Annotated in this window: 18 protein-coding genes and 2 pseudogenes; 6 read left to right on the top strand and 14 right to left on the bottom strand. The window is 48.1% G+C overall.

Annotation, left to right across the window (positions count from 1 at the left end):
- Window positions 1-394 precede the first annotated feature (394 nt).
- The 3 genes from MKY41_RS19560 to MKY41_RS19550 all read left to right on the top strand — a co-directional run bounded on the left by MKY41_RS19560 (window position 395) and on the right by MKY41_RS19550 (window position 1,846).
- Complete coding sequence (locus MKY41_RS19560; RefSeq protein ID WP_340746659.1) at window positions 395-715, top strand: thioredoxin family protein; 321 nt, start codon at window positions 395-397, stop codon at window positions 713-715.
- A gap of 126 nt (window positions 716-841) precedes the next feature.
- Complete coding sequence (locus tag MKY41_RS19555; protein ID WP_340746658.1) at window positions 842-1,306, top strand: STAS domain-containing protein; 465 nt, start codon at window positions 842-844, stop codon at window positions 1,304-1,306.
- Window positions 1,307-1,330: 24 nt separating this feature from the next.
- Window positions 1,331-1,846: a C39 family peptidase gene (locus MKY41_RS19550; RefSeq protein WP_340746657.1), complete on the top strand. Its 516-nt coding sequence runs from the start codon at window positions 1,331-1,333 to the stop codon at window positions 1,844-1,846.
- Between the two features lie 33 nt (window positions 1,847-1,879).
- On the opposite strand, the gene MKY41_RS19545 is transcribed toward MKY41_RS19550, so the two are convergent.
- From MKY41_RS19545 to MKY41_RS19530, 4 genes are all read right to left on the bottom strand, one after another.
- Window positions 1,880-2,698 carry an STAS domain-containing protein gene (locus MKY41_RS19545; protein ID WP_340746656.1) on the bottom strand — a complete coding sequence of 273 codons (819 nt, stop codon included), beginning with the start codon at window positions 2,696-2,698 and terminating at the stop codon, window positions 1,880-1,882.
- A gap of 15 nt (window positions 2,699-2,713) precedes the next feature.
- Entirely contained in the window at window positions 2,714-3,607 is an 894-nt protein-coding gene (locus MKY41_RS19540; protein WP_340746655.1) for a 5'-3' exonuclease, read from the bottom strand.
- Between the two features lie 216 nt (window positions 3,608-3,823).
- Window positions 3,824-5,131: a DUF4179 domain-containing protein gene (locus MKY41_RS19535; RefSeq protein ID WP_340746654.1), complete on the bottom strand. Its 1,308-nt coding sequence runs from the start codon at window positions 5,129-5,131 to the stop codon at window positions 3,824-3,826.
- Complete coding sequence (locus MKY41_RS19530) at window positions 5,121-5,642, bottom strand: sigma-70 family RNA polymerase sigma factor (protein ID WP_340746653.1); 522 nt, start codon at window positions 5,640-5,642, stop codon at window positions 5,121-5,123. Before MKY41_RS19530 ends, MKY41_RS19535 begins: the two co-directional genes overlap by 11 nt.
- Window positions 5,643-5,793: 151 nt before the next feature.
- Here MKY41_RS19530 and MKY41_RS19525 point away from each other — a divergent pair, with 151 nt between their 5' ends.
- Together MKY41_RS19525 and MKY41_RS19520 are read left to right on the top strand one after the other, a co-directional pair.
- Window positions 5,794-6,471, top strand: a complete 678-nt coding sequence (locus MKY41_RS19525; protein WP_340746652.1) for a hypothetical protein — start codon at window positions 5,794-5,796, stop codon at window positions 6,469-6,471.
- Between the two features lie 85 nt (window positions 6,472-6,556).
- Window positions 6,557-8,281, top strand: a complete 1,725-nt coding sequence (locus MKY41_RS19520; protein WP_340746651.1) for a phospho-sugar mutase — start codon at window positions 6,557-6,559, stop codon at window positions 8,279-8,281.
- Window positions 8,282-8,289: 8 nt separating this feature from the next.
- On the opposite strand, the gene galE is transcribed toward MKY41_RS19520, so the two are convergent.
- The 8 genes and pseudogenes from galE to MKY41_RS19480 all read right to left on the bottom strand — a co-directional run bounded on the left by galE (window position 8,290) and on the right by MKY41_RS19480 (window position 13,799).
- Window positions 8,290-9,264, bottom strand: a complete 975-nt coding sequence (gene galE / locus MKY41_RS19515) for a UDP-glucose 4-epimerase GalE (RefSeq protein ID WP_340746650.1) — start codon at window positions 9,262-9,264, stop codon at window positions 8,290-8,292.
- A pseudogene (locus tag MKY41_RS19510) lies at window positions 9,261-9,983 on the bottom strand (UTP--glucose-1-phosphate uridylyltransferase); the annotation flags it as partial. The gene galE and the pseudogene MKY41_RS19510, both read right to left, overlap by 4 nt.
- Window positions 9,984-10,010: 27 nt before the next feature.
- A pseudogene (locus MKY41_RS19505) lies at window positions 10,011-10,574 on the bottom strand (sugar transferase); the annotation flags it as partial.
- Window positions 10,575-10,806: 232 nt separating this feature from the next.
- Entirely contained in the window at window positions 10,807-11,232 is a 426-nt protein-coding gene (gene arsC / locus MKY41_RS19500) for an arsenate reductase (thioredoxin) (protein WP_340746649.1), read from the bottom strand.
- Window positions 11,233-11,238: 6 nt separating this feature from the next.
- Window positions 11,239-12,537, bottom strand: coding sequence for an arsenic transporter (locus MKY41_RS19495; protein WP_340746648.1), 1,299 nt, complete (start codon window positions 12,535-12,537; stop codon window positions 11,239-11,241).
- Between the two features lie 15 nt (window positions 12,538-12,552).
- A complete protein-coding gene (locus MKY41_RS19490; protein WP_445683361.1) occupies window positions 12,553-12,891 on the bottom strand; it encodes an ArsR/SmtB family transcription factor in 339 nt (112 codons plus the stop codon).
- 75 nt (window positions 12,892-12,966) lie between these two features.
- Entirely contained in the window at window positions 12,967-13,410 is a 444-nt protein-coding gene (locus MKY41_RS19485; protein ID WP_340746646.1) for a hypothetical protein, read from the bottom strand.
- 65 nt (window positions 13,411-13,475) lie between these two features.
- A complete protein-coding gene (locus MKY41_RS19480; RefSeq protein ID WP_340746645.1) occupies window positions 13,476-13,799 on the bottom strand; it encodes a four-helix bundle copper-binding protein in 324 nt (107 codons plus the stop codon).
- A gap of 172 nt (window positions 13,800-13,971) precedes the next feature.
- Between MKY41_RS19480 and MKY41_RS19475 the strand changes: the two genes are divergently transcribed.
- Window positions 13,972-14,895: an endonuclease I family protein gene (locus tag MKY41_RS19475; protein WP_340746644.1), complete on the top strand. Its 924-nt coding sequence runs from the start codon at window positions 13,972-13,974 to the stop codon at window positions 14,893-14,895.
- A gap of 202 nt (window positions 14,896-15,097) precedes the next feature.
- Here MKY41_RS19475 and MKY41_RS19470 read toward each other — a convergent pair whose 3' ends face one another.
- Window positions 15,098-17,167 (bottom strand): FecR family protein, encoded by a 2,070-nt coding sequence (locus tag MKY41_RS19470; RefSeq protein ID WP_340746643.1) that lies wholly within the window; start codon window positions 17,165-17,167, stop codon window positions 15,098-15,100.
- Complete coding sequence (locus tag MKY41_RS19465; RefSeq protein ID WP_340746642.1) at window positions 17,164-18,882, bottom strand: S-layer homology domain-containing protein; 1,719 nt, start codon at window positions 18,880-18,882, stop codon at window positions 17,164-17,166. Before MKY41_RS19465 ends, MKY41_RS19470 begins: the two co-directional genes overlap by 4 nt.
- Between the last annotated feature and the right edge of the window lie 141 nt (window positions 18,883-19,023).

Raw genomic sequence — 19,023 nt, 5'->3', positions numbered from 1 at the left:
TTGGGTAAAAAAAAATATCAATTACGCCTCGGCGTAATTGCGTCCAGATTTTGAATTGCGCTTGCGCAATTAACTCCTTGCAAAATCTGTGACATCCGCCGGAGGCTTTATCTTCGTTCAGCGTATTTGAACACCCACTATACAGTAATCAATACTGCTTTCATCTAGCCACCTACAGAGGTGGAGGTTTTCGCTGAATGAAGATAAACGAACTCTATGTCTCATATTGTAAATCACTTTCACCATTTTCGCAATATTAAATCGCAAAATTGTTTTTTTAAAATAATTCATAGCTAGTAAATGAGAAGCCTACCAAATCCGGAGGAAAGCATTTCTATTCCTCCCCCTCAGAAAAAATTGTACACTATATACATAGAAAGGGAGGGGCTTATGAATGAAACCGATCACAACAGAAGAACAATTCAATGAAGTGATTACAGGCGATGGAAAATCGCTGATCAAATTTCAAGCGGGCTGGTGTCCGGATTGCACACGGATGGATATGTTTATCGATCCGATTGTGGAAAAGTACGATATGTATACATGGTATGAAGTGGACCGGGATGTGTTGCCTGAAATCGCTGAAAAATATGATGTTATGGGAATCCCGAGCTTGCTCATCTTCAGCAACGGGGAAAAAGAGGCGCATCTTCATAGCGCAAATGCCAAATCACCACAACAAGTTACGGACTTCCTTGATTCCGTAACGAAATGATCTGAAGTCGTCAGCAATGGCTGGCGGCTTTTTCTGTGCCGACCATGATAGATTCCTACTTTACACAGGCTGAACAAAAGTGGAAAAATGAAGTATAATGAGGAAAATAAGATAGGGGGTGTGGAAATGGATTATGAGAAAGAAATAGAACGGTTAAAAGGGATCATCCAATCCTATGAAAAACTGATAGCGGAAACGACCGTTCCTATCATCCCTTCCATAGTGGACAATACGCTGCTAATTCCGGTTACGGGGCATTTGGTAGAAGAACGATTCCACTTGATACAATCCCATGTCCTGAATTACATAGGAAAATATAGAGGGTTCAATTGTGCTGTCATTGATTTTACGGGGGTGGGCCGGGAAGAAGTCGCTGATTTAGACTACCATATACTCGCGGTGGAAATCGGACAATTGAATGCCGCCTTGAAATTGATGGGGGTCCGTCCGATTTATGTCGGCTTTAATCCTCAATTGGTACGGGAAATTGTTGCAGCAGGCGTCCATGTCGATATTGAGACGTATGTTAACTTTAAAATGGCCCTCTCCGAATTGCTGAAGAACGGGAAAGAACTCCATTCTTCCTTCTAAAGTTATGGTGGAGGTGATCCATTTTTGAAGAAGGTATTGAATGTTCAGGGAAAGTCCCAATATGAAGCAGATATCAAAGAAAATTTACGCCCTTCGTCTTGCGGACCCGTCACCGCCTATGTCCTATTGCGACATTTGTTGCCCGACACGCCTCCTCATCAAGTGAATGATTTGTATCGGTTGCTCGGCTCAACCAAAATCGGCCTGTTCAAATGGCGATTCCTTCGTAATATGCGAAAGCTTCTTGGATCTGGATGGCAGGTGGCGGAATGCGGAATTGAGGAAGTCCAACGCCAGATTTCCGCAGGCCGGCCGGTAGCCGCCAAATTCGATAAATGGTTTTCCTGGAAATGGCGCGGCCAATATACGTTCGACTACCATTGGGTGCCAATCATCGGCTACGAGCGGACAGAAGACGATATCCTCCTGATCGTCCACGATAACGGGAGCCGCCGGAGCGAAAGCCGAGTTCGCCAAGTGTCGTATCGGCAAAACCGGTCCATCCTCTCTTTCATCAAAATCGAACCCGTCACAAAATGAAAAGATTCCCCCAAAATCGTGAGGGAATCTTTTTTAGTGTTCTATATAATCCAATGCCTGTTTCAACGTAGCAAAACTCCGGATCCGTCCAAACGACAATCCGAGGTTGACCATCGTCTGGGCAATGGCGGGGGAAATCCCGCTGACAATCGGATTGATGCCTAACAAACACAGCGCGTCAAATAAATGGAAAAGTTGTTGAGCCACGAAAGTGTCGGTAGTCTGCAACCCGGAAAGATCGATGATCAAGTATTCCAATTGTCGGTTCGCTGCGTTCTGCAGAACCCGTTCTTGCAGAATTAGAGCCCGATCATGATCAACCGTGCCGATCAAAGGCAGGATGGCTGTCTCGTCGTTTATAGATACGATCGGGACAGATAATTCCGTAATGAGGGTTTGTGACAACTTTAATACTTCCTTCTCGTAGCGGACGAAGGGGACGCTGAAAAAGTAAGTGACATCATTGACCGTACTATCGAGCAGGCTGATGAGATCATACATCTGGGCCGCACTGACATCCGCTGCCAGCGCCTCATGCTTCAATACGGTGCCGATGATGTTGCGATAATTCGGGACTTCCCGCAGCATCATATCCAACGTGATCGTTTGATATTTGGCAAACTCGGTTCCCGCTTCTTCTCCCCATTCTTTCAACTTATCAATCCGTTCGTTCTCGTCCCTTACTAAGGAGCGGGCGTACAGCTCCACCAAGCTTGTACGGAACGGGTATAATTCCTTCTCCAGTAACTGCATGGAAGGGTATCGTTTATTCTGACTCTCCGTTATGACAAAGGCCAACTGAGGAGCCTGCTCCAAGAGCTTTTGGCTGAGCCTTTCCAGAAATTCTTTCATCCAATCATTCCTCCTCTACCTGACGGAAAAGAGTGCATCCGCTTGCTTGACGACCATTGAATAGCCCTCTTGTTCAATCCGTTCCCTCAACCTCTCATCATAAACGGGGATCAGCAAATCTTCAATGGGATCGTTCATTTCCAAACTGCAATTGATTTCCGCTAATTGTCTGGATAAATGAAGCATATCCAAGTCCGTTTCAATCTTTTTGCGCATGGCCGGGGTCAATTCGTGGAGGGCTTGCAGGACACCTTCCACCGATTCGTATTCCTTGATCAGCTTAAGTGCCGTTTTCGGCCCGATCCCTCTCACTCCAGGGTACCCGTCGCTCGCATCCCCAGTGAATGCTTTTTTGTCGATGAACTGTTTCGGCTGAATGCCGTACTCCTCTTCAAAACGTTGATCCGTGAACAGATCATAGACATTATAACCCTTTTTCGTAAAGGCGATTCGCACATTCGGACGTAATAATTGAAGAAGGTCTTTATCGCCCGATACGATGGTGATGTCCGCCTTTACGCTCCAATTTTCGACGAAAGAACCGATCAAATCATCCGCTTCCATTTGCGGGACGCCATAGCTTTTCCAGCCGACCAATTCAGTGAAGTTCCGGGCCATGTCAAATTGCGGAAGAAGTTCAGGAGCCGGGGCCGGACGATTCGCTTTATAGCCATCAAATAGATCATTGCGGAACGTATGCGCCCCCATATCCCAACAAACGGCCAGATGGGTCGGTTTGAATAGCGACACGGCCGTCATCGTATGCCGGGCAAATCCCTGGATGCCATTCGTCGGGATGCCCGCCGCATTCGGAAAAAATTGTCCCATCGGCGCAGTCGCAAAAAAAGAACGGAATAGAAGAGCCATTCCGTCGACTAGTAAAATATGCGGTTTTTCTTTAGTTGTCATTTTGCATTCCCCCACACTCTATCTCTCTCTTTCATTCTACCGCTTTTTAGAGTCCGGGTGGAGGAATGTGCCTATGCTTTGTTTGCTTGCGTTCGGCTGGCGGTTGATTGCACTCGGGCGCAGGTTCCTTTCACTCGCGGGGAATTTGCTTGCACCCGCCGGTTGGTTCACTTGAGTTTAGGCTACCTAGCACTCATAGGCTGTTTCATTGCCCCCTCACCTCAGTTTCAAGTTCACATCGCCAGAAATATAAGAAGGATATCCTTGAATTTTAAAGGTAAGCGGGTTCGCAAACGGCTTATTTGGGAGTCCCATTCGTTTCGGTATGCCAGCCTCCCCTCCCCCTGTCCACCATTCCAATGTATACTCCTTCCCGTCCGCATCTGTAAAATCGATGCTGAGCGGCGTATGGATGAATCCCTTCTCGCCCCGGAAATCGAATTGCATCGTCCCATTTTCGATACGAAGATTGCTGAAGCGTCCATCTTTCGGTTGACGCAGCAATTGTTGGCGCTCTGTATCAATCACCACGGCCGTCTCCTCTTTCTTCATTGCCATTAACTTTCCGAACTGAAGATATAACTGATCCGCTTCTTCAAAGTAGTTGCTTTGCAAATAAAATGTTTGTCGGTTCGGCTCGTCTTCCACACCGCTGCCCGTCACTCCGTTTTGAATGGAACTCCAGACACGGCCCTTCCCATCCACAATACGCAAATCCTCGAAACCGAAAATCTCCATTGTGTTCGCCGGGTCAAACTCCACTTCAATCGCGGTTCTGACAGGGCTGATGACCACGTTCCGGATGGTGATCGACTGACCTTCCACCATGACCGTTTCATTCACTGCATATTTTATGTCCTCCACGTCCGACTCGATCGTAAACGGCAGCTTAAGACTAAGCTCCTCCCCATAGCCGTCCATCACTTTTATTTGCAGAAGGACATCTTTTGTAGGCAGCGGACCTTGGAATGAGATTTCAAGGGAATTCGTAGATACGTTTTTCTCATATTGATCATCGTAGTTATGTGACATGCTACCCCAGTCCAAGTCTTCTCCATTTGCTCCTGTCAGTTCAAATTTCTCAATGAACCCTCGCGCCCCTTCCAGTTCTAATGTATAAAACACGACCAGATTCGTTTGGTCGGCAATGATGCCTTCCAATGTTGCCCGGACACCCGCCGCTTCATCCGTAACACCGACAGCTTGGTAATGCTCATGGCGGATGGCCGATTGCAGCCCTTCATTATCCGCGATGAGGGCGACGATTTTGTCCATGCCGGGCAGAGAGGCCACTGCATTCGCGAAAGCCGGGGATACTCGGATTGATGTCACAAATGCGACAACCAAAACAGCTGCGACGATTGCCGACCAAAACCCCTTTTTGCCAGTCAGGCGTTTTTTGCGCTTCTCCTGTTTCGCCCGTTCAAATCCCGTCCGGATAGCCGCCTGCAAACGATCCTCCGGGATACGTTGTTCCATGATTTCCTCTTTCCATTTCTCCAATCGCTCTTCCTCAACGGACATGACGCCTCTCCCCTTTCCCTTCCATAAATGAACGCAACTGTCTAAGCGCTTTGTACAACCTTGTTTTGACTGTCCCTTCCGGCGTAGATGACATTTCTGCAATATCTTTGATTTTGATATCGTGTATGTACTTCAAGTGGACAAGGTCCCGTTCTTCTTCCGTTAACTGCGCAAGGGCCTCCTCCACCTCCAAATACGTGTAGTCTTCACTGATCCCGGTTTGCAAATGAGCTTCGTCGTCAGTCACGATACGCTTCCGCAGCTTCAGCGTATCATTACAGTAATTGATCATGATGCGGATCAGCCATGTCTTGATGTATTCGGGTTTTCTCACTGTCCGGATCTTTTCAAATGCCCGATATGTTACCTCTTGAACGGCCTCCAATGCCTCTTCTTCATTTTTCAAATAGGCAAGCGCCGTCCGGTATAGGGCTTCCTTATGCAAATATAGCAGTGACAAGAAAGCATCCTCATCCCCTGAAATCGCTTTTTCTGCTAGTTTCACTTCCATTCCATCCACCTTCTTTCCACTCCTATATATTAGACCGGGAGATGCCAAAAAAGTTTTTCTTTTTTTTATATGTCAAAATCCTGAGGAGCCCGCCCGTTTCCCTTACCGCTTACATACGATAAAAGGAAGTGCTTAAGAAGGATGTGAAGGAATGGTCAACATGCAGCCAGATAATTTTGGCGAAGAGATGTGGTATCCGCAGTTGCCGGAAGGCTATCCCCAAGGCGCCTCCAGCCCGGGAGGAGATCCGTATTCGTATGATGATTGGTATTCGGGGCAAGGCATGCCGGGGATGTCGTCAGCTGGATTTTATCCCGGCCAAAGTATGTCAGGATATCCTTCGGGAGGTCCGTTCACTGCGCAGCGGATTCCAGGACTTTCACCGGGCCGCGGCGGGTTCCCCGGATTTCCACCAAGTGGCGGAGGCTTTCCAGGTCAAGGCATGCCCGGGTTTCCTCCGAGCGGCGGAGGCTTTCCCGGACAGGGCGTTCCGGGATTCCCACCGGGTACTGGGTTCCCGCCAGGCGCCGGATTCCCTGGGCAAGGAGGACCTCCGGGTGGCGGGTTAGGGCAGCAGGCACCTACAACGGCCCCGCCGAACTATACGCCGGCTTATCCGGAAACCCAACTATTTGCAGTCGACCCAGGCGGCATCAGGCGTTGTCTTTTCCGCTTCACCTTTATCTGGCTTTCGAGAAGGCAAGGGTTCTGGTTCTTCCCGGTATTCGTCGGTCGGAATTCGGTGGCGGGCTATCGCTGGCGCAGCCGACAAAGACGTTGGGAATATTTCGGGATTGACCTGAACCGCATCGATGCGTTCACTTGCTAATTGAGATTCAGAAGTAAACAGGATAACTCCCCCTTCACATCGAATCTATCGAGTATAGAGATCGATTGTTGATGGGGGTGTTTTTATGAAGGTGAACGAAGTATTCAATCAATGGCGGACCGAACCGTCTTTACCTGCTTCATTGAAAAAGGAATTGAACCGAATTGCAGGTGATGCGGCGGAGGTGGAAGAACGGTTCTATCAGTTTCTCTCCTTTGGGACAGGCGGAATGCGGGGATTACTCGGGGTTGGGACGAATCGCATCAATATTTTCACGATCCGGCATGTGGCGGAAGGACTTGCCCTTTTTATCCGACAGCAAGGTAAAGAGGCAATGGATCGGGGAGTGGTAATCGCCTATGATACGAGGCGTTTTTCCAAAACCTTTGCGCTGGAAACAGCAAAAACGATAGGGAAGTATGGGATTCGCGTGTTGGTATTCAGAGAAAGCCGACCGACCCCTGAGTTGTCGTTTGCAATCCGGAATTTCGGCACAGCCGCGGGTGTTGTGATTACCGCGAGCCATAATCCCGCTGCCTATAATGGTATTAAAGTGTACGGCAGCGATGGGGGGCAGCTTCCTCCCGAAGCGGCAGACCAGATTGTCTCGCATATGCAAAAAGTGAAGAACCTCTTTTCCATCCAAGTCAGCGATGGAAACGAACTGCTGCAAAGCGGGATACTGCAGTTTGTGCTGGAGGAAGTAGACGCTGCCTACCAACAAGCCCTTTTATCACTGAGGGAAAATGAACTGCCCGAAGACCAACTATCCATCGTCTACACGCCGCTGCACGGCTCCGGCCATATGCCTGTCCTGGAAGGGTTGCGGAATTTCGGTTTCACGCAAGTGTCCGTCGTCTCGGAACAGGAATTGCCCGATCCCGATTTTCCGACGGTTGCCTATCCGAATCCCGAGGAGCGGGACGCGTTCAAGCTCGCCATCCAACTGGGGCGCGAACGGAAAGCAGAATTGCTTTTGGCGACGGATCCTGATGCCGATCGCCTCGGTGTAGCCGTCCGCGACGGAGAGGGGGACTATCAATTGCTCAGCGGCAACCAGCTTGGCGCCCTGCTTCTTCACTACATCTTGTCCCAAAAAGAGAGCAAAGGGACGCTTCCCCGAGATGGTGTTGTTTTAAAAACGATTGTTACATCCGAATTGGGACGGGCCATTGCGGAGAAATTCGGCGTGGAGATGGTCGATACATTGACGGGATTCAAATTCATCTCGGAAAAGATAGAGGAATACCGGAGCGGCGGAACACGAACATTTCTGTTCGGCTACGAAGAAAGCTATGGTTATCTGATCGGGGAGTTTGTTCGGGATAAAGATGCGGTACAAGCCGCTCTTTTGGCAGCGGAAATGGCGGCTTACTTGAAAGCATCAGGCAAGTCCATGATTGATGCCCTCTCGGAACTGTACGAAGAATTCGGCCATTATATGGAGTCCTTGCATTCCATTACGCTTACAGGAAAAGAGGGGCAGGAAAAAATCCAGCAAATTATGGAATCATTCCGGATGGAACCCCATCGCTTCCTCCGAAACTCAGCCGTACGCTGCATCGAAGATTACAAACTCCGTTCCCGGCGGTGGGCGGACGGCACAGTTGAAACTCTAGAGCTCCCCGAAGCGGATGTCATCAAACTGATCGGCGAGGACGGCTCATGGGTTTGCGTCAGGCCTTCCGGTACGGAGCCGAAATGCAAATTCTATTTCGGGGTGCATCAACCTACGGCGGAAGAGGCGAAATCCACATTGCTTCTCTTGGAGAACGATGTCATGCACAATGTGAACTCCGCGTTTTCTTGACGTCGCCCTTATTCATCGGCTAGGCTGGTATGCCACTTCCAAGCAGTCCTGATCATATCGGGTAATTTGTATGTCGGCTGCCAGCCAAGCCTCTCTTTGATCTTTTCATTCGAAGCGACTAAATAGGCGGGGTCCCCCTGCCTTCTCTCTTCAAACTTAACGTCGGCTTTTCTGCCAGTGATCGCCTCGCAAACCTCGATGACTTCCCCGACGGAAAAACCCGCCCCATTCCCGACATTGAAAACTTGTGCCGCCACTGTACCTCCCAGCAATGCTTCCAACGAGGCGAGATGGGCATGTGCCAAGTCGGTCACATGCACATAATCCCGGATGCAAGTGCCGTCCCTCGTCGGATAATCGGTGCCGTAGACGGATACGGATTCCCTTTCCCCGAGCAAATGTTGCAAGACAATCGGGATGAGATGCGTCTCGGGCGTATGCATTTCCCCGATCCTGCCGTTCTCATGCGCACCGCCTGCATTGAAATAACGCAGCGCGACGTAATTCATGCCGTAGCTCCGATGGTAGTCCTCCAAGATTAACTCGACCATTCGCTTGGATCGGCCATAGGGATTGATCGGCCGGACAGCGGCTTCCTCCGTTATTTTCCCCCCGTCCGGGATTCCGTAGGTGGCGGCGGTGGAGGAAAAGACGATTTTATCCACCTGATTTTCAAGCATCACTTGCAATAGCTGTAACGTCGCCCCTACATTATTCACATAATACTTCTGCGGATTTGCGACCGATTCGCCGACAAGACTTGCAGCCGCAAAGTGGACAACCGCTGCAATCGGATACTTTGTAAAAATAGAATGGAGCAAGTCCCGATCAGCCAAGTCTCCCTCGATGAAAATCGCTTTCTCATTCACCAACCGGCGAAAGCCTGTCGATAGATTATCCAACACAATCACGCTTTCCCGTTCCACAAGCTCTTCCACGAAATGGCTGCCAATATATCCGGCACCTCCAATAACGAGAATCATGGTTGGAACGCTCCGGTTTCTTCCTGCAAGAAAGTTCGCATCAGTTCGATCACACCTTGCTTCAATTCAGGCCGATCCAGCGCAAAAGCCAGTGTCGTTTCAATAAAACCAAGTTGTTCGCCCACATCAAACCGGCGACCTTTGAATTCATAGGCGAACACATCCTGTATCCGGTTCAACCGCTCAAGCGCGTCCGTCAGTTGGATCTCCCCGTTTTTCCCTACAACTCTCTCCTCCAGGAAGTGGAAGATTTCCGGCGTCAAAATATAACGTCCAATGATGGCTAAATTGGACGGCGCCTCTTCCATTGCGGGCTTTTCCACTAGCCGTTTCACTTGGATCAGGCCCGACTTCCTCGAAGCCGGATCGATCACGCCATATTTATGGATATGGCGCACATCCACTTCCTGGGCCCCGATGATCGTGGACCGTACCTTGCAAAATCGATCCATCATTTGCTTCAGGACCGGCACGTCGCTTTTCACAATATCATCGCCTAACATGACACCGAACGGCTCGTTCCCGATGAATTTCCGGGCGCACCAAATGGCATGCCCTAAGCCAAGCGGTTCCTTTTGCCGGATATAATGAATGTCCACGGCCGCGGACTCCAATACTTTCTCCAGCAGCTCGTATTTTTGTTTCTTCAGCAAATTGGCTTCCAATTCAAAGGCGTTGTCGAAATGATCTTCAATGGCCCGTTTTCCTTTTCCCGTGACGAAAGCCCCTTTCCCTTTTAAAACATATAGAATCGTCGCGAAGATGATCCGGATATCGAGCCACAAGGAACAGTTCTCCACATAGTACCGGTCCAGTTTGATCTTTTGACCATGATTGATTTCCGATCGTCCATTCACTTGCGCGTACCCGGTCAATCCCGGTTTCACGAGCAGCCGTTTTGCCTGGCTTTCATCGTAAAACTCTGTAATCTGCGGAATTTCCGGGCGGGGTCCGACCAAACTCATCGTACCGTGGAGCACATTGAACAATTGCGGCAACTCATCCAGGCTATACTTCCGTAATATCTTGCCGATCGGAGTGACGGCTGAATCCGTACCCCCTTTGAATTGGAAATCGTCCGGCACCCCCTCTTCCCAATCATATGCGTGCCGCTCTTCATTATGTACAGAAACTTTCATGGTCCGATATTTCAGGATCCGAAATCGACTGTTATGAATCCCGGTTCTCGTCTGAACGAAAAAGACGGGCCTTCCTGAACATAGGACTATCAAAATCGGCAATAAAATAAATAAAGGCAAAAAACAAAATATCAATAGAAGACTGCCGATGATGTCCAACGCCCTTTTCATTCCGCCCCGCTTACATGGCTTGTGCATCTTCCAATCAAACCCGCCCTGCTGTCTCGCCTCCACCGCCATCCCCTTTTTCCGGTTGTCCTATCATCGACCCATGTCGGGATAGATCCTTGTCTGACAAGCTGGCGAAACCCCCGCCCGACCATGATTTATATTATGGCAAGTCTAGTGATTTTAGAACTTTCAAATATGCCAAAAGGCACCAGCCAAAGCCGGTGCCTTTTGGTCAATAGTATTCACCTGTCTGTGCGAATCGCTTAATACGATCGCCGATTTCATCACGTACCTGTTGAAAAACCCGCCACTTCTCCACTTCGTTCCCTTCCGCTTTGGCCGGATCATCGAATCCCCAATGAACCCGCCTTACATGGGAAGGGGTGACGGGACATTTGTCTGCCGCATCACCACAAAGGGTGACGACCAGATCCGCATTGTACAGTATATCGGGATCGATAATATCCGAGGTTTGATTCGTAATATCGATTCCGACTTCTCGCATTGCTTCAATTGCTTTCGGGTTCACCCCATGGGCTTCAATGCCGGCGCTGAAAATGTCCCACTCGCTGCCCAGGTGATGCTTCCCCCAACCTTCCGCCATTTGGCTGCGGCAAGAATTACCCGTGCATAGGAAATACAATACCTTTTTCTGCATTTGTTCTTATCCTCCGATCCGTAACCAGATATACAACCCGGTCAATGTGATGAACAAGGTAGGAACCGTTAAAATGATGCCTGTCTTAAAATAAGTGCCCCACCCGATCTTTACGCCCTTTTGTGACAAGACATGCAGCCAGATCAATGTGGCCAACGAACCAATCGGTGTAATTTTCGGTCCTAAATCGGAACCGATCACATTCGCGTAAATCAAAGCCTCCCGCATCGTGCCGGAGGTAGCCGTCTCCGCAATCGCCAGTGCATCAATCATGACAGTCGGCAAATTGTTCATGATGGAAGAAAGGAATGCGGCGATGAATCCCATGGAAATCGTCGCAATGAACAGTCCCTGTTCCGATGCCATTTGGATGACATCCGCCAAAACACTCGTCAAGCCTGCATTCCGCAATCCATACACGACGACATACATTCCGATAGAGAAAAAGACGATTGACCAGGGAGCCCCTTTGACGACTTTTGCAGTTTGAACGGAAGAGCTCCTCCTTGCCATCGCCAAGAAAAAGAGCGCGACGGCACCCGCGATGAAGGAAACCGGAACCCCGATGAATTCACTGGAAAAATAGCCGATGAGCAATATGCCCAACACAAACCAGGACAAGCGGAACATCCGCAGGTCCCGGATTGCCTCTTTCGGCTGCTTCAATGCAGATACATCGTAATTTGCCGGGATGTCCTTTCGGAAAAAGAAATAGAGCACGAGGAGACTCGCAGCGAGCGCAAAGAAGTTCGGGACGATCATCCGGGAAGCGTATTCCACAAACCCGATATTGAAAAAGTCCGCCGAGACAATATTGACCAGATTGCTGACGACAAGCGGCAACGAAGTCGTATCGGCGATGAACCCACTCGCCATAATATAGGGAAATATCATTCTGTCTTTAAAGTTCAAGTTCCGGACCATCGCCAATACGATCGGCGTCAAGATCAACGCCGCCCCGTCGTTCGCAAACAAAGCGGCGACGATGGCACCAAGAATCGTGACGTAGACAAACATCCGCACGCCGCTGCCATTCGCGAACCGTGCCATATGTAAAGCCGACCATTCAAAAAAACCGATCTCATCTAAAATGAGCGAAATGATGATGATTGCAATAAAGGCCAATGTCGCATTCCATACAATCCCCGTGACGTCCACCACATCCTGGAAATCCACCACACCAAGCAGCAACGCAATCACCGCCCCAATACAAGCAGACCAGCCGATCGATAACTGACGAGGCTGCCAAATGACAAAAACTAAAGTTACCAAAAAAAGTATAGGTGCCACTACAACTACATTCAACCCAATGTCTCCCCTTCACTCACAACTAATACGTAAATCTTTTGTCTTCAAATCATGGACGGACGCCTCCTGGCTTGGAAGCTGATCCAGGATTCGCTGGATAAAGGGATACTCCGCATGCTCGCGATTTATGGAATAGAAGATCCACTGACCGCGACGCGCTTCCCTCACCAATCCCATCTCCCGCAACTTCCTTACATGCTGACTGATCGCCGGCTGACTCATCTCAAAAATCGCGACAAACTCACAAACACAACAGTCATGGGACTGCAACAATTTCATCATCGTTAACCGAGTCGGATCCCCGAGCAATTTTAGCAGTCGGGAAGCACTTTGAATGTCAATCAACCTCACCACGACCTTTCTTTTGATAGTATATAAGCATATGCTTATATATACAATGGAATTTTGAAGAGTAGGGGTATTTTCTCAGTGGATATGGCGAGGCATGAGAGTTTTGGCCGGTACCAGGACAGATTCCGCCGGCTCCATGACAGTTCCTACGATTGCCCTGACAGTTTGGGGATTTGCCATGACAATTTCACTAGGGCATGACAGTTTTGACCCGCCCCATGACAGTTGCTCTGATTGCCCTAACAGTTTCAAGAATTGCCATGACAGTTCCGTCGGGACATGATAGTTTTGATCCGCGCCATGACAGTTGCTCCGATTGTCCTGACAGTTCGAGATTTTGCCAGGACAGTTCCGTCGGGGCAGGACAGTTTCAGCTCGCGCCATGACAGTCTCGGTGATTGTCCTGACAGTTCGAGATTTTGCCAGGACAGTTCCGTCGAGGCAGGACAGTTTCGGCTGGCTCCATGACAATTGCTCTGATTGTCCTGACAGTTTGGCAATTTGCCAGGACAATTCCACTAAAACAAAAAACTCCCGCAGCAGCAGGAGTCCACTTTCATTCTACTATAAGAAGATTTATTCAATCATTGGATGGCCAGGCAAGCCTCGGCACAACGGCGGCAGGCTTCTGCACAGCGCTGACAATGATCATGCTCATGGTGGGCACATTCTTCGGCACAACGGGTACAAATATCCGCACACAATTTGGCAATTTCTTTGATGAATGGGCTATTGCGCGTAATCGCTTGAGACATCAAAGCACAAATATCGGCGCATTCCCGGTCCAACCGGATGCATTCTGCCATCATTTTCACATCTTCTTCCTGCAAGCAGGCATCGAAACAGACGTTGCACGCCCTCATGCAGTCCAAAACAGCTTCCAAGCATTCTTCATAAGTTGTATTCATAGGGGCCCTCCTCCATCTTATTAGTCGGAGAGTATATTCCCTTCCATTGAAAGCTTGAAACAACATCCCTCACGCTAGACCCGAAGCAGGAATAAAAATAGAATGAATGCTGACGTTTCAAGAATAAACCCTTATGATATAAATACATAGCGTACATTGAAGGATGATCTACATGGAAAATGATAAACGCCTGCTCCACCAGCTGGAAGAACTGGAATCCATGGAAAGACATGATGCAGACGCACTGGTAGCAGGGCTTGCCGAAAATCAGAATAAAATTAAAAAGGACGCCCAGCTGTATTATGATGAAAGAAAAGACCATGCGTGGATCAAAGACTATTACCGGGGCATTCACTTCACTCATAGTTCTCCAATCCAATTGGGGCGGGACTTGCAGGAACTAATCAGAACAACTCACCGGATTACGCATCCCTATTACGTGAGCAAGGACCAGTACCTGTATACTTGGGTCGATCTCCAACCGGACGGACAACTGAAAAGCATTTATTCCGGAATACAAAAAAATCCGAAACAAGTAATCGAGGAAGAGTTTGAAACGATCCGAAAACGGTTCGAACGGTATCGGGACCTCTTGCTAAACCCGCAAGTGACGAGTCAAGAGTTCGATCAAGAAGTCCAGAGCATCGCCAGCCAACATAAGTTCAACGCCGAACACATCGTGCCGCAGTCATGGTTTCGGGCCAAAGAACCGATGAAAGGGGACTTGCATCATTTATTTGCATGCGAGCCGAAATGCAATCGGATCCGGGCCAATTTCCCCTACTATGAATTTAATGCGATCGCAGATTCCACACGTTTCCGGAACGACTGTGGCATTTATGAAACGAACCGGTTTGAACCGGAATATGGAAAAGGAACAGCTGCCCGAGCGACATTATATTTTATCTTGCGATATCCAGAGGAGATCAATGAAGACTTCCGAAGAGAAATCAATATCCCGCTCATGATTCGCTGGCATGCGCAATTCCCCGCAACCGATTATGAAAAACACCGAAACCAAGCGATTTATGAAATACAAGGAAATCGGAATCCGTTTATCGATTTTCCGGACTTGGTGAATAAAGTTGCATTGTAAAAGTCATCTTCATGGTGGCGATTTTGATTGAATGTACCTGTGCACCACACAATTCAAACGCAGCCCGAAATTCCTATAGAGGAGATTCGGGCTGCGCTGTGCTTATTCCATACTAGTAAGCAAATTTACCGGCATTCTCCACAGGGCGTTTCTTTTGCTACTCTACTAGATCTATGCTTGTGAAATGAATTGCTGAATTCCGTTAATCAGGAATGTCTGTCCAACTCTCGATGAATCTTTCGCCGATTGCATTCGGATAGTCTGATCCCTCCCTCCTAAATTCAACATAGATTTCGTATTCATTCTCTGGTGACAATGCCTTGAGGATTGCGCCCGCCTCGCTAAATTCAATAGCATCCTCTCCCGAAATTTCATCGCCATTTACAAAAACACGAATATCAAAGAAGTCCTCCTCGGTTGTCCACGTTAACATCACGCTATATTCATTAATTTCATATCCGATGTCTACGATAAGTGGGTTTAGGCGATGAATGTGCTCTTGCGCGATTGCGAGCAGTAACTCCCTGACGTCTGCAAGGCTCGTAAAGCCTGCTTCCGGTCTTTCGGAAAACACAAGTTCTGCGATTTCGTACGCAACTTCACCTTCATAACCATCAACCAGCGCACTTATATTGATGCCGATTTCCTCTGCGTAGGCGGTAAGCAGATCAAGCGGCGTTTCTGAAGATTCTGAGGAGTACGCATTAATCGCATCTAAAGCCTCTTGTTGGCCTGGCGTGATCAATTGCCGAATGGCTTGCAAAATCGCTTTCGTTTTCGCAATTTTTTCTCCGTTAGTACGTTCCGGCCTAGCTAGTGCCTCGTTCAGTGCTCGTCTGCTTGCTTCAGTATAAATTCCCAGATCGCCAGGAATGTTTCCTTTGGCAGCTGCTAAATCCAGATCAATCTGGGAAGGAGGTTTTGGTTCTGGATTCGGACCAGGATTCGGGTTCGGAACTGGGCTTGGTTCCGGATTAGGATCCGTTCCGATATCCGGTCTCGTTTCCGGATTAGGACTTGTCCCTCGTGTCGGTTCCACCATCTCCCTTTCCCGATTCGCCGCTTCATTCTGCCGCTGTTTTTCAGCTTCCTTACTCCTTACGGCTTCTTCAAATGCGTCGCGCGCAGATTGGCTGAGTTGTTCTTTCATTTTTTCTTCAGCGCGTTTTTTCGCTTCTTCTGCAGCTCTTCTTTGTTGTTCTTCTAGTTGTTCCCTGCGTTTTTGCATTTCCTGTAAAAGCTGTTCCTGTTTTCCACGAGTTTCCTCCTGCAGTTTTCTTTGTTCTTCGGCTTTTTGATTTCGTAATTGTTGAAGTTGCTCTTGTCTTTCTCTTTCTTGATTTGTTAATTGCCACTCCGGCAATTGTTCAATTGAAATTCGGTTTTCCAATGCCTTGTTTGCATCTCGAATCATTTCTTCCAGGGTGGATTCATCAATGCGGTTTGAAGCTTTATGAAGAATGTGTTCAACCAAGTACTGCAAGTTTAGCCCAATTCGCTGGAGATCTTCCTCATTGGCAATAAGCAATGATTCATGGGGACCGCTATTTCCTAGCTGTTCTCTTAATTGTTCTATATACTGCTGGTTTTCCCTATCAATTTCGTCTTTGTTTTTGAGTAATTGCTCGATCACGAAAGGATTTAGTGATTGAACAAGCTCATCTAAATTGACGACTTCTATCTTATCGGCAGCCGATTCGCCCGGATACGTATAGACTTGTTGGGCAGGCAGAACGATTGAATCTTGTGCGTAGTCAATTACGTCAGAAACCGAGACGCTGCCTGCTGAAACCCACAAGCCTATGAGTCCAGTGGCTGGATTGACACTGACGGTGAAGTGGGTTCCCTTGGCGCTCATCGTCTGTCTTGGTGTATTCACTTCAAAAATAGCATCCGGATCTCTGTTTGGATTGACACTTGACATGACAGTTCCCGACCAAACGGTGAGTCTCGTAATTCCGATGCCCCCCTCTGTCCGCAAATCGGTGAATTGGAGACTTGCATTTGAGGAAATCGTCAGTTCATCTTGCGTATTTTCGAGTCGTAATTTAATGCTGGAAAACGATTCAGTTGTTACAATATCACCTTGCCCAAGTTGCATTTCAGGATAAGCCCGCACCGATAATTGGCCGCCGGCTTTCTTGACCCAGACGGTTCCAATCACTTCATCGATAGTGGCAGATTGTTGTTCAGCAGCTTCGACGGGCTGCCCACATCCTACAAATAGAAGAAAGGCTGCCAAGCAAATCATAATTAGCTGTTTGGTCTTCATTGCTCCAAATCTCCTTTAATTAAGATTTGATAGATTCGATTGTCATAGCTATCCACTACATAAATTTTGCCGTCTGTTCCAATCGTGATGCCCACCGGATTTTTGAAACCACTCACAATCGTTTGCACCTGTCCGTCTTTGATTGCGCGAATCGATTTATTGACGCTATCCGCTATCAATACGCCGTGTTCTTCCGAAATAGCCAATCCAATTGGAAATTGAAAGGCTGCCTCTTCGGCAGAGCCGTCTACAAGATTGCCTTCTGCGTACATTGCTTTAGAAGAATACGCTTGGAAATGGCCTGCGATGGTGGAAACGGTATTCGTTGAAAAATCGATATAGCGGATGACGTGATTGCCCGAATCACTGACGTATAAATTTCCCTTTGCATCAAGCGTCAACCCCGCAGGTTCATTGAATTTGGCATTTTCGAGCGGTCCGTCCCTGAAATCCCCTGCCCATTCGACTTCCCCTGGAATGATCTCCACCACACGATCAGAAGGGGCATTCAATGTCGTCACTTCACCGCTCACTGAAATTTTACGTATGACGTGATTCAGTGTGTCCGCAACGTACAGCGTTCCATCCTCTTTCACAACTACCGCCAGCGGGGAATTAAACCGCGCTTCTTCCCCTATGCCGTCCGCCTTTCCAGGAATTCCATTTCCTGCAACCGTTGTCACTTGTCCATCAGCAGAAATTTTGCGAATCGCATGGTTACGTGAATCCGCGATAAAAATGCTGCCTGTCGAATCAATCGCTATTCCTACAGGATTTTGAAAAAATGCCATGTCTTTGCCTCCGTCATAAAGCCCGCCTTGCGGTAATCCGGATTCATTACTTTCCAATGTGATGCCAGCAAACGTGCTCACAATCCCCTTTTGGATTTTCCGGATGACTTGATTACGGGTATCCGCTATGAACAAAGAGCCATCCGGCGCAACCGCAATCCCACTTGGCGTCCGGAATGAGGCGTTTTCTGCCTCCCCATCCATCAAGTCAAAATAACCATTGCCTGCAACTTGCAACAATTCAATGGTTGGCGTCATTTCTTTTACCGACACAGCTTCACTCCGTGCAATAAAGGAAGCAAATTGTCCGCGTGTAATAGTAGCTTTTGGATGGAAGTTTGAAATGGACGGGTCCGTAATTTCAAAGAAATCCAAAACATCTATGAATGGCCGTGCCTCCACTTTCGCGCTCTCCAGGTCCGCTACATTTTTTTCAAAGGTCTGCTCGCGGACGTAGGTTTTGAAGTCTGCATTGTGGATAGCATCATAAGCGCGAACTAGGATAATTGCCATATTCTCCCGGGAAATATTATCTTGAGCATTCAATTCACCGTCGAAAGTTCCTGTGAAAATGCCTAGATCCTTCAAGAGTGCTGCATACTGTAAAAGTTCATCATTGGACGATGATGTTAAGTCTGTAAAGCGAAGATTCGTCTTGTAATCCGACGGAACTTGAAAGCCATGGGTGACAAGCCATTTCCCCATCATTTTTACGATATCCGAACGGGTCAATGTTTGATTTGGTCGAAACGTGCCGTCGGAATATCCTTGGATGACGCCCATTTCCACTAAAGTTTGTATGGCTTTTTCATGCGAATTCCCGACAGTATCAGAAAACCCTACTGCATGACCATGAGTTGGAACCACAATTGGCATAAGCAAAGCCGACGCTGCTACAAATGCGATATACTTTTTATTATTCATACCACCCCTCCTAAATGGTTAAATTTACTAAATAATGCGATCTATAAAACTATTCGACATGACATTAAAAAAGTCCTTTTTTAGCTATTCTATTTTCTGACTCGACAATTTTCTACAGTACATTTATCGTTCAAGGGCTAA

Source organism: Sporosarcina sp. FSL W7-1349 (genome assembly GCF_038003045.1).
In the GTDB taxonomy this organism is placed as follows: Bacteria; Bacillota; Bacilli; order Bacillales_A; family Planococcaceae; genus Sporosarcina.
This window is presented reverse-complemented; position numbering and strand designations above follow the sequence as displayed.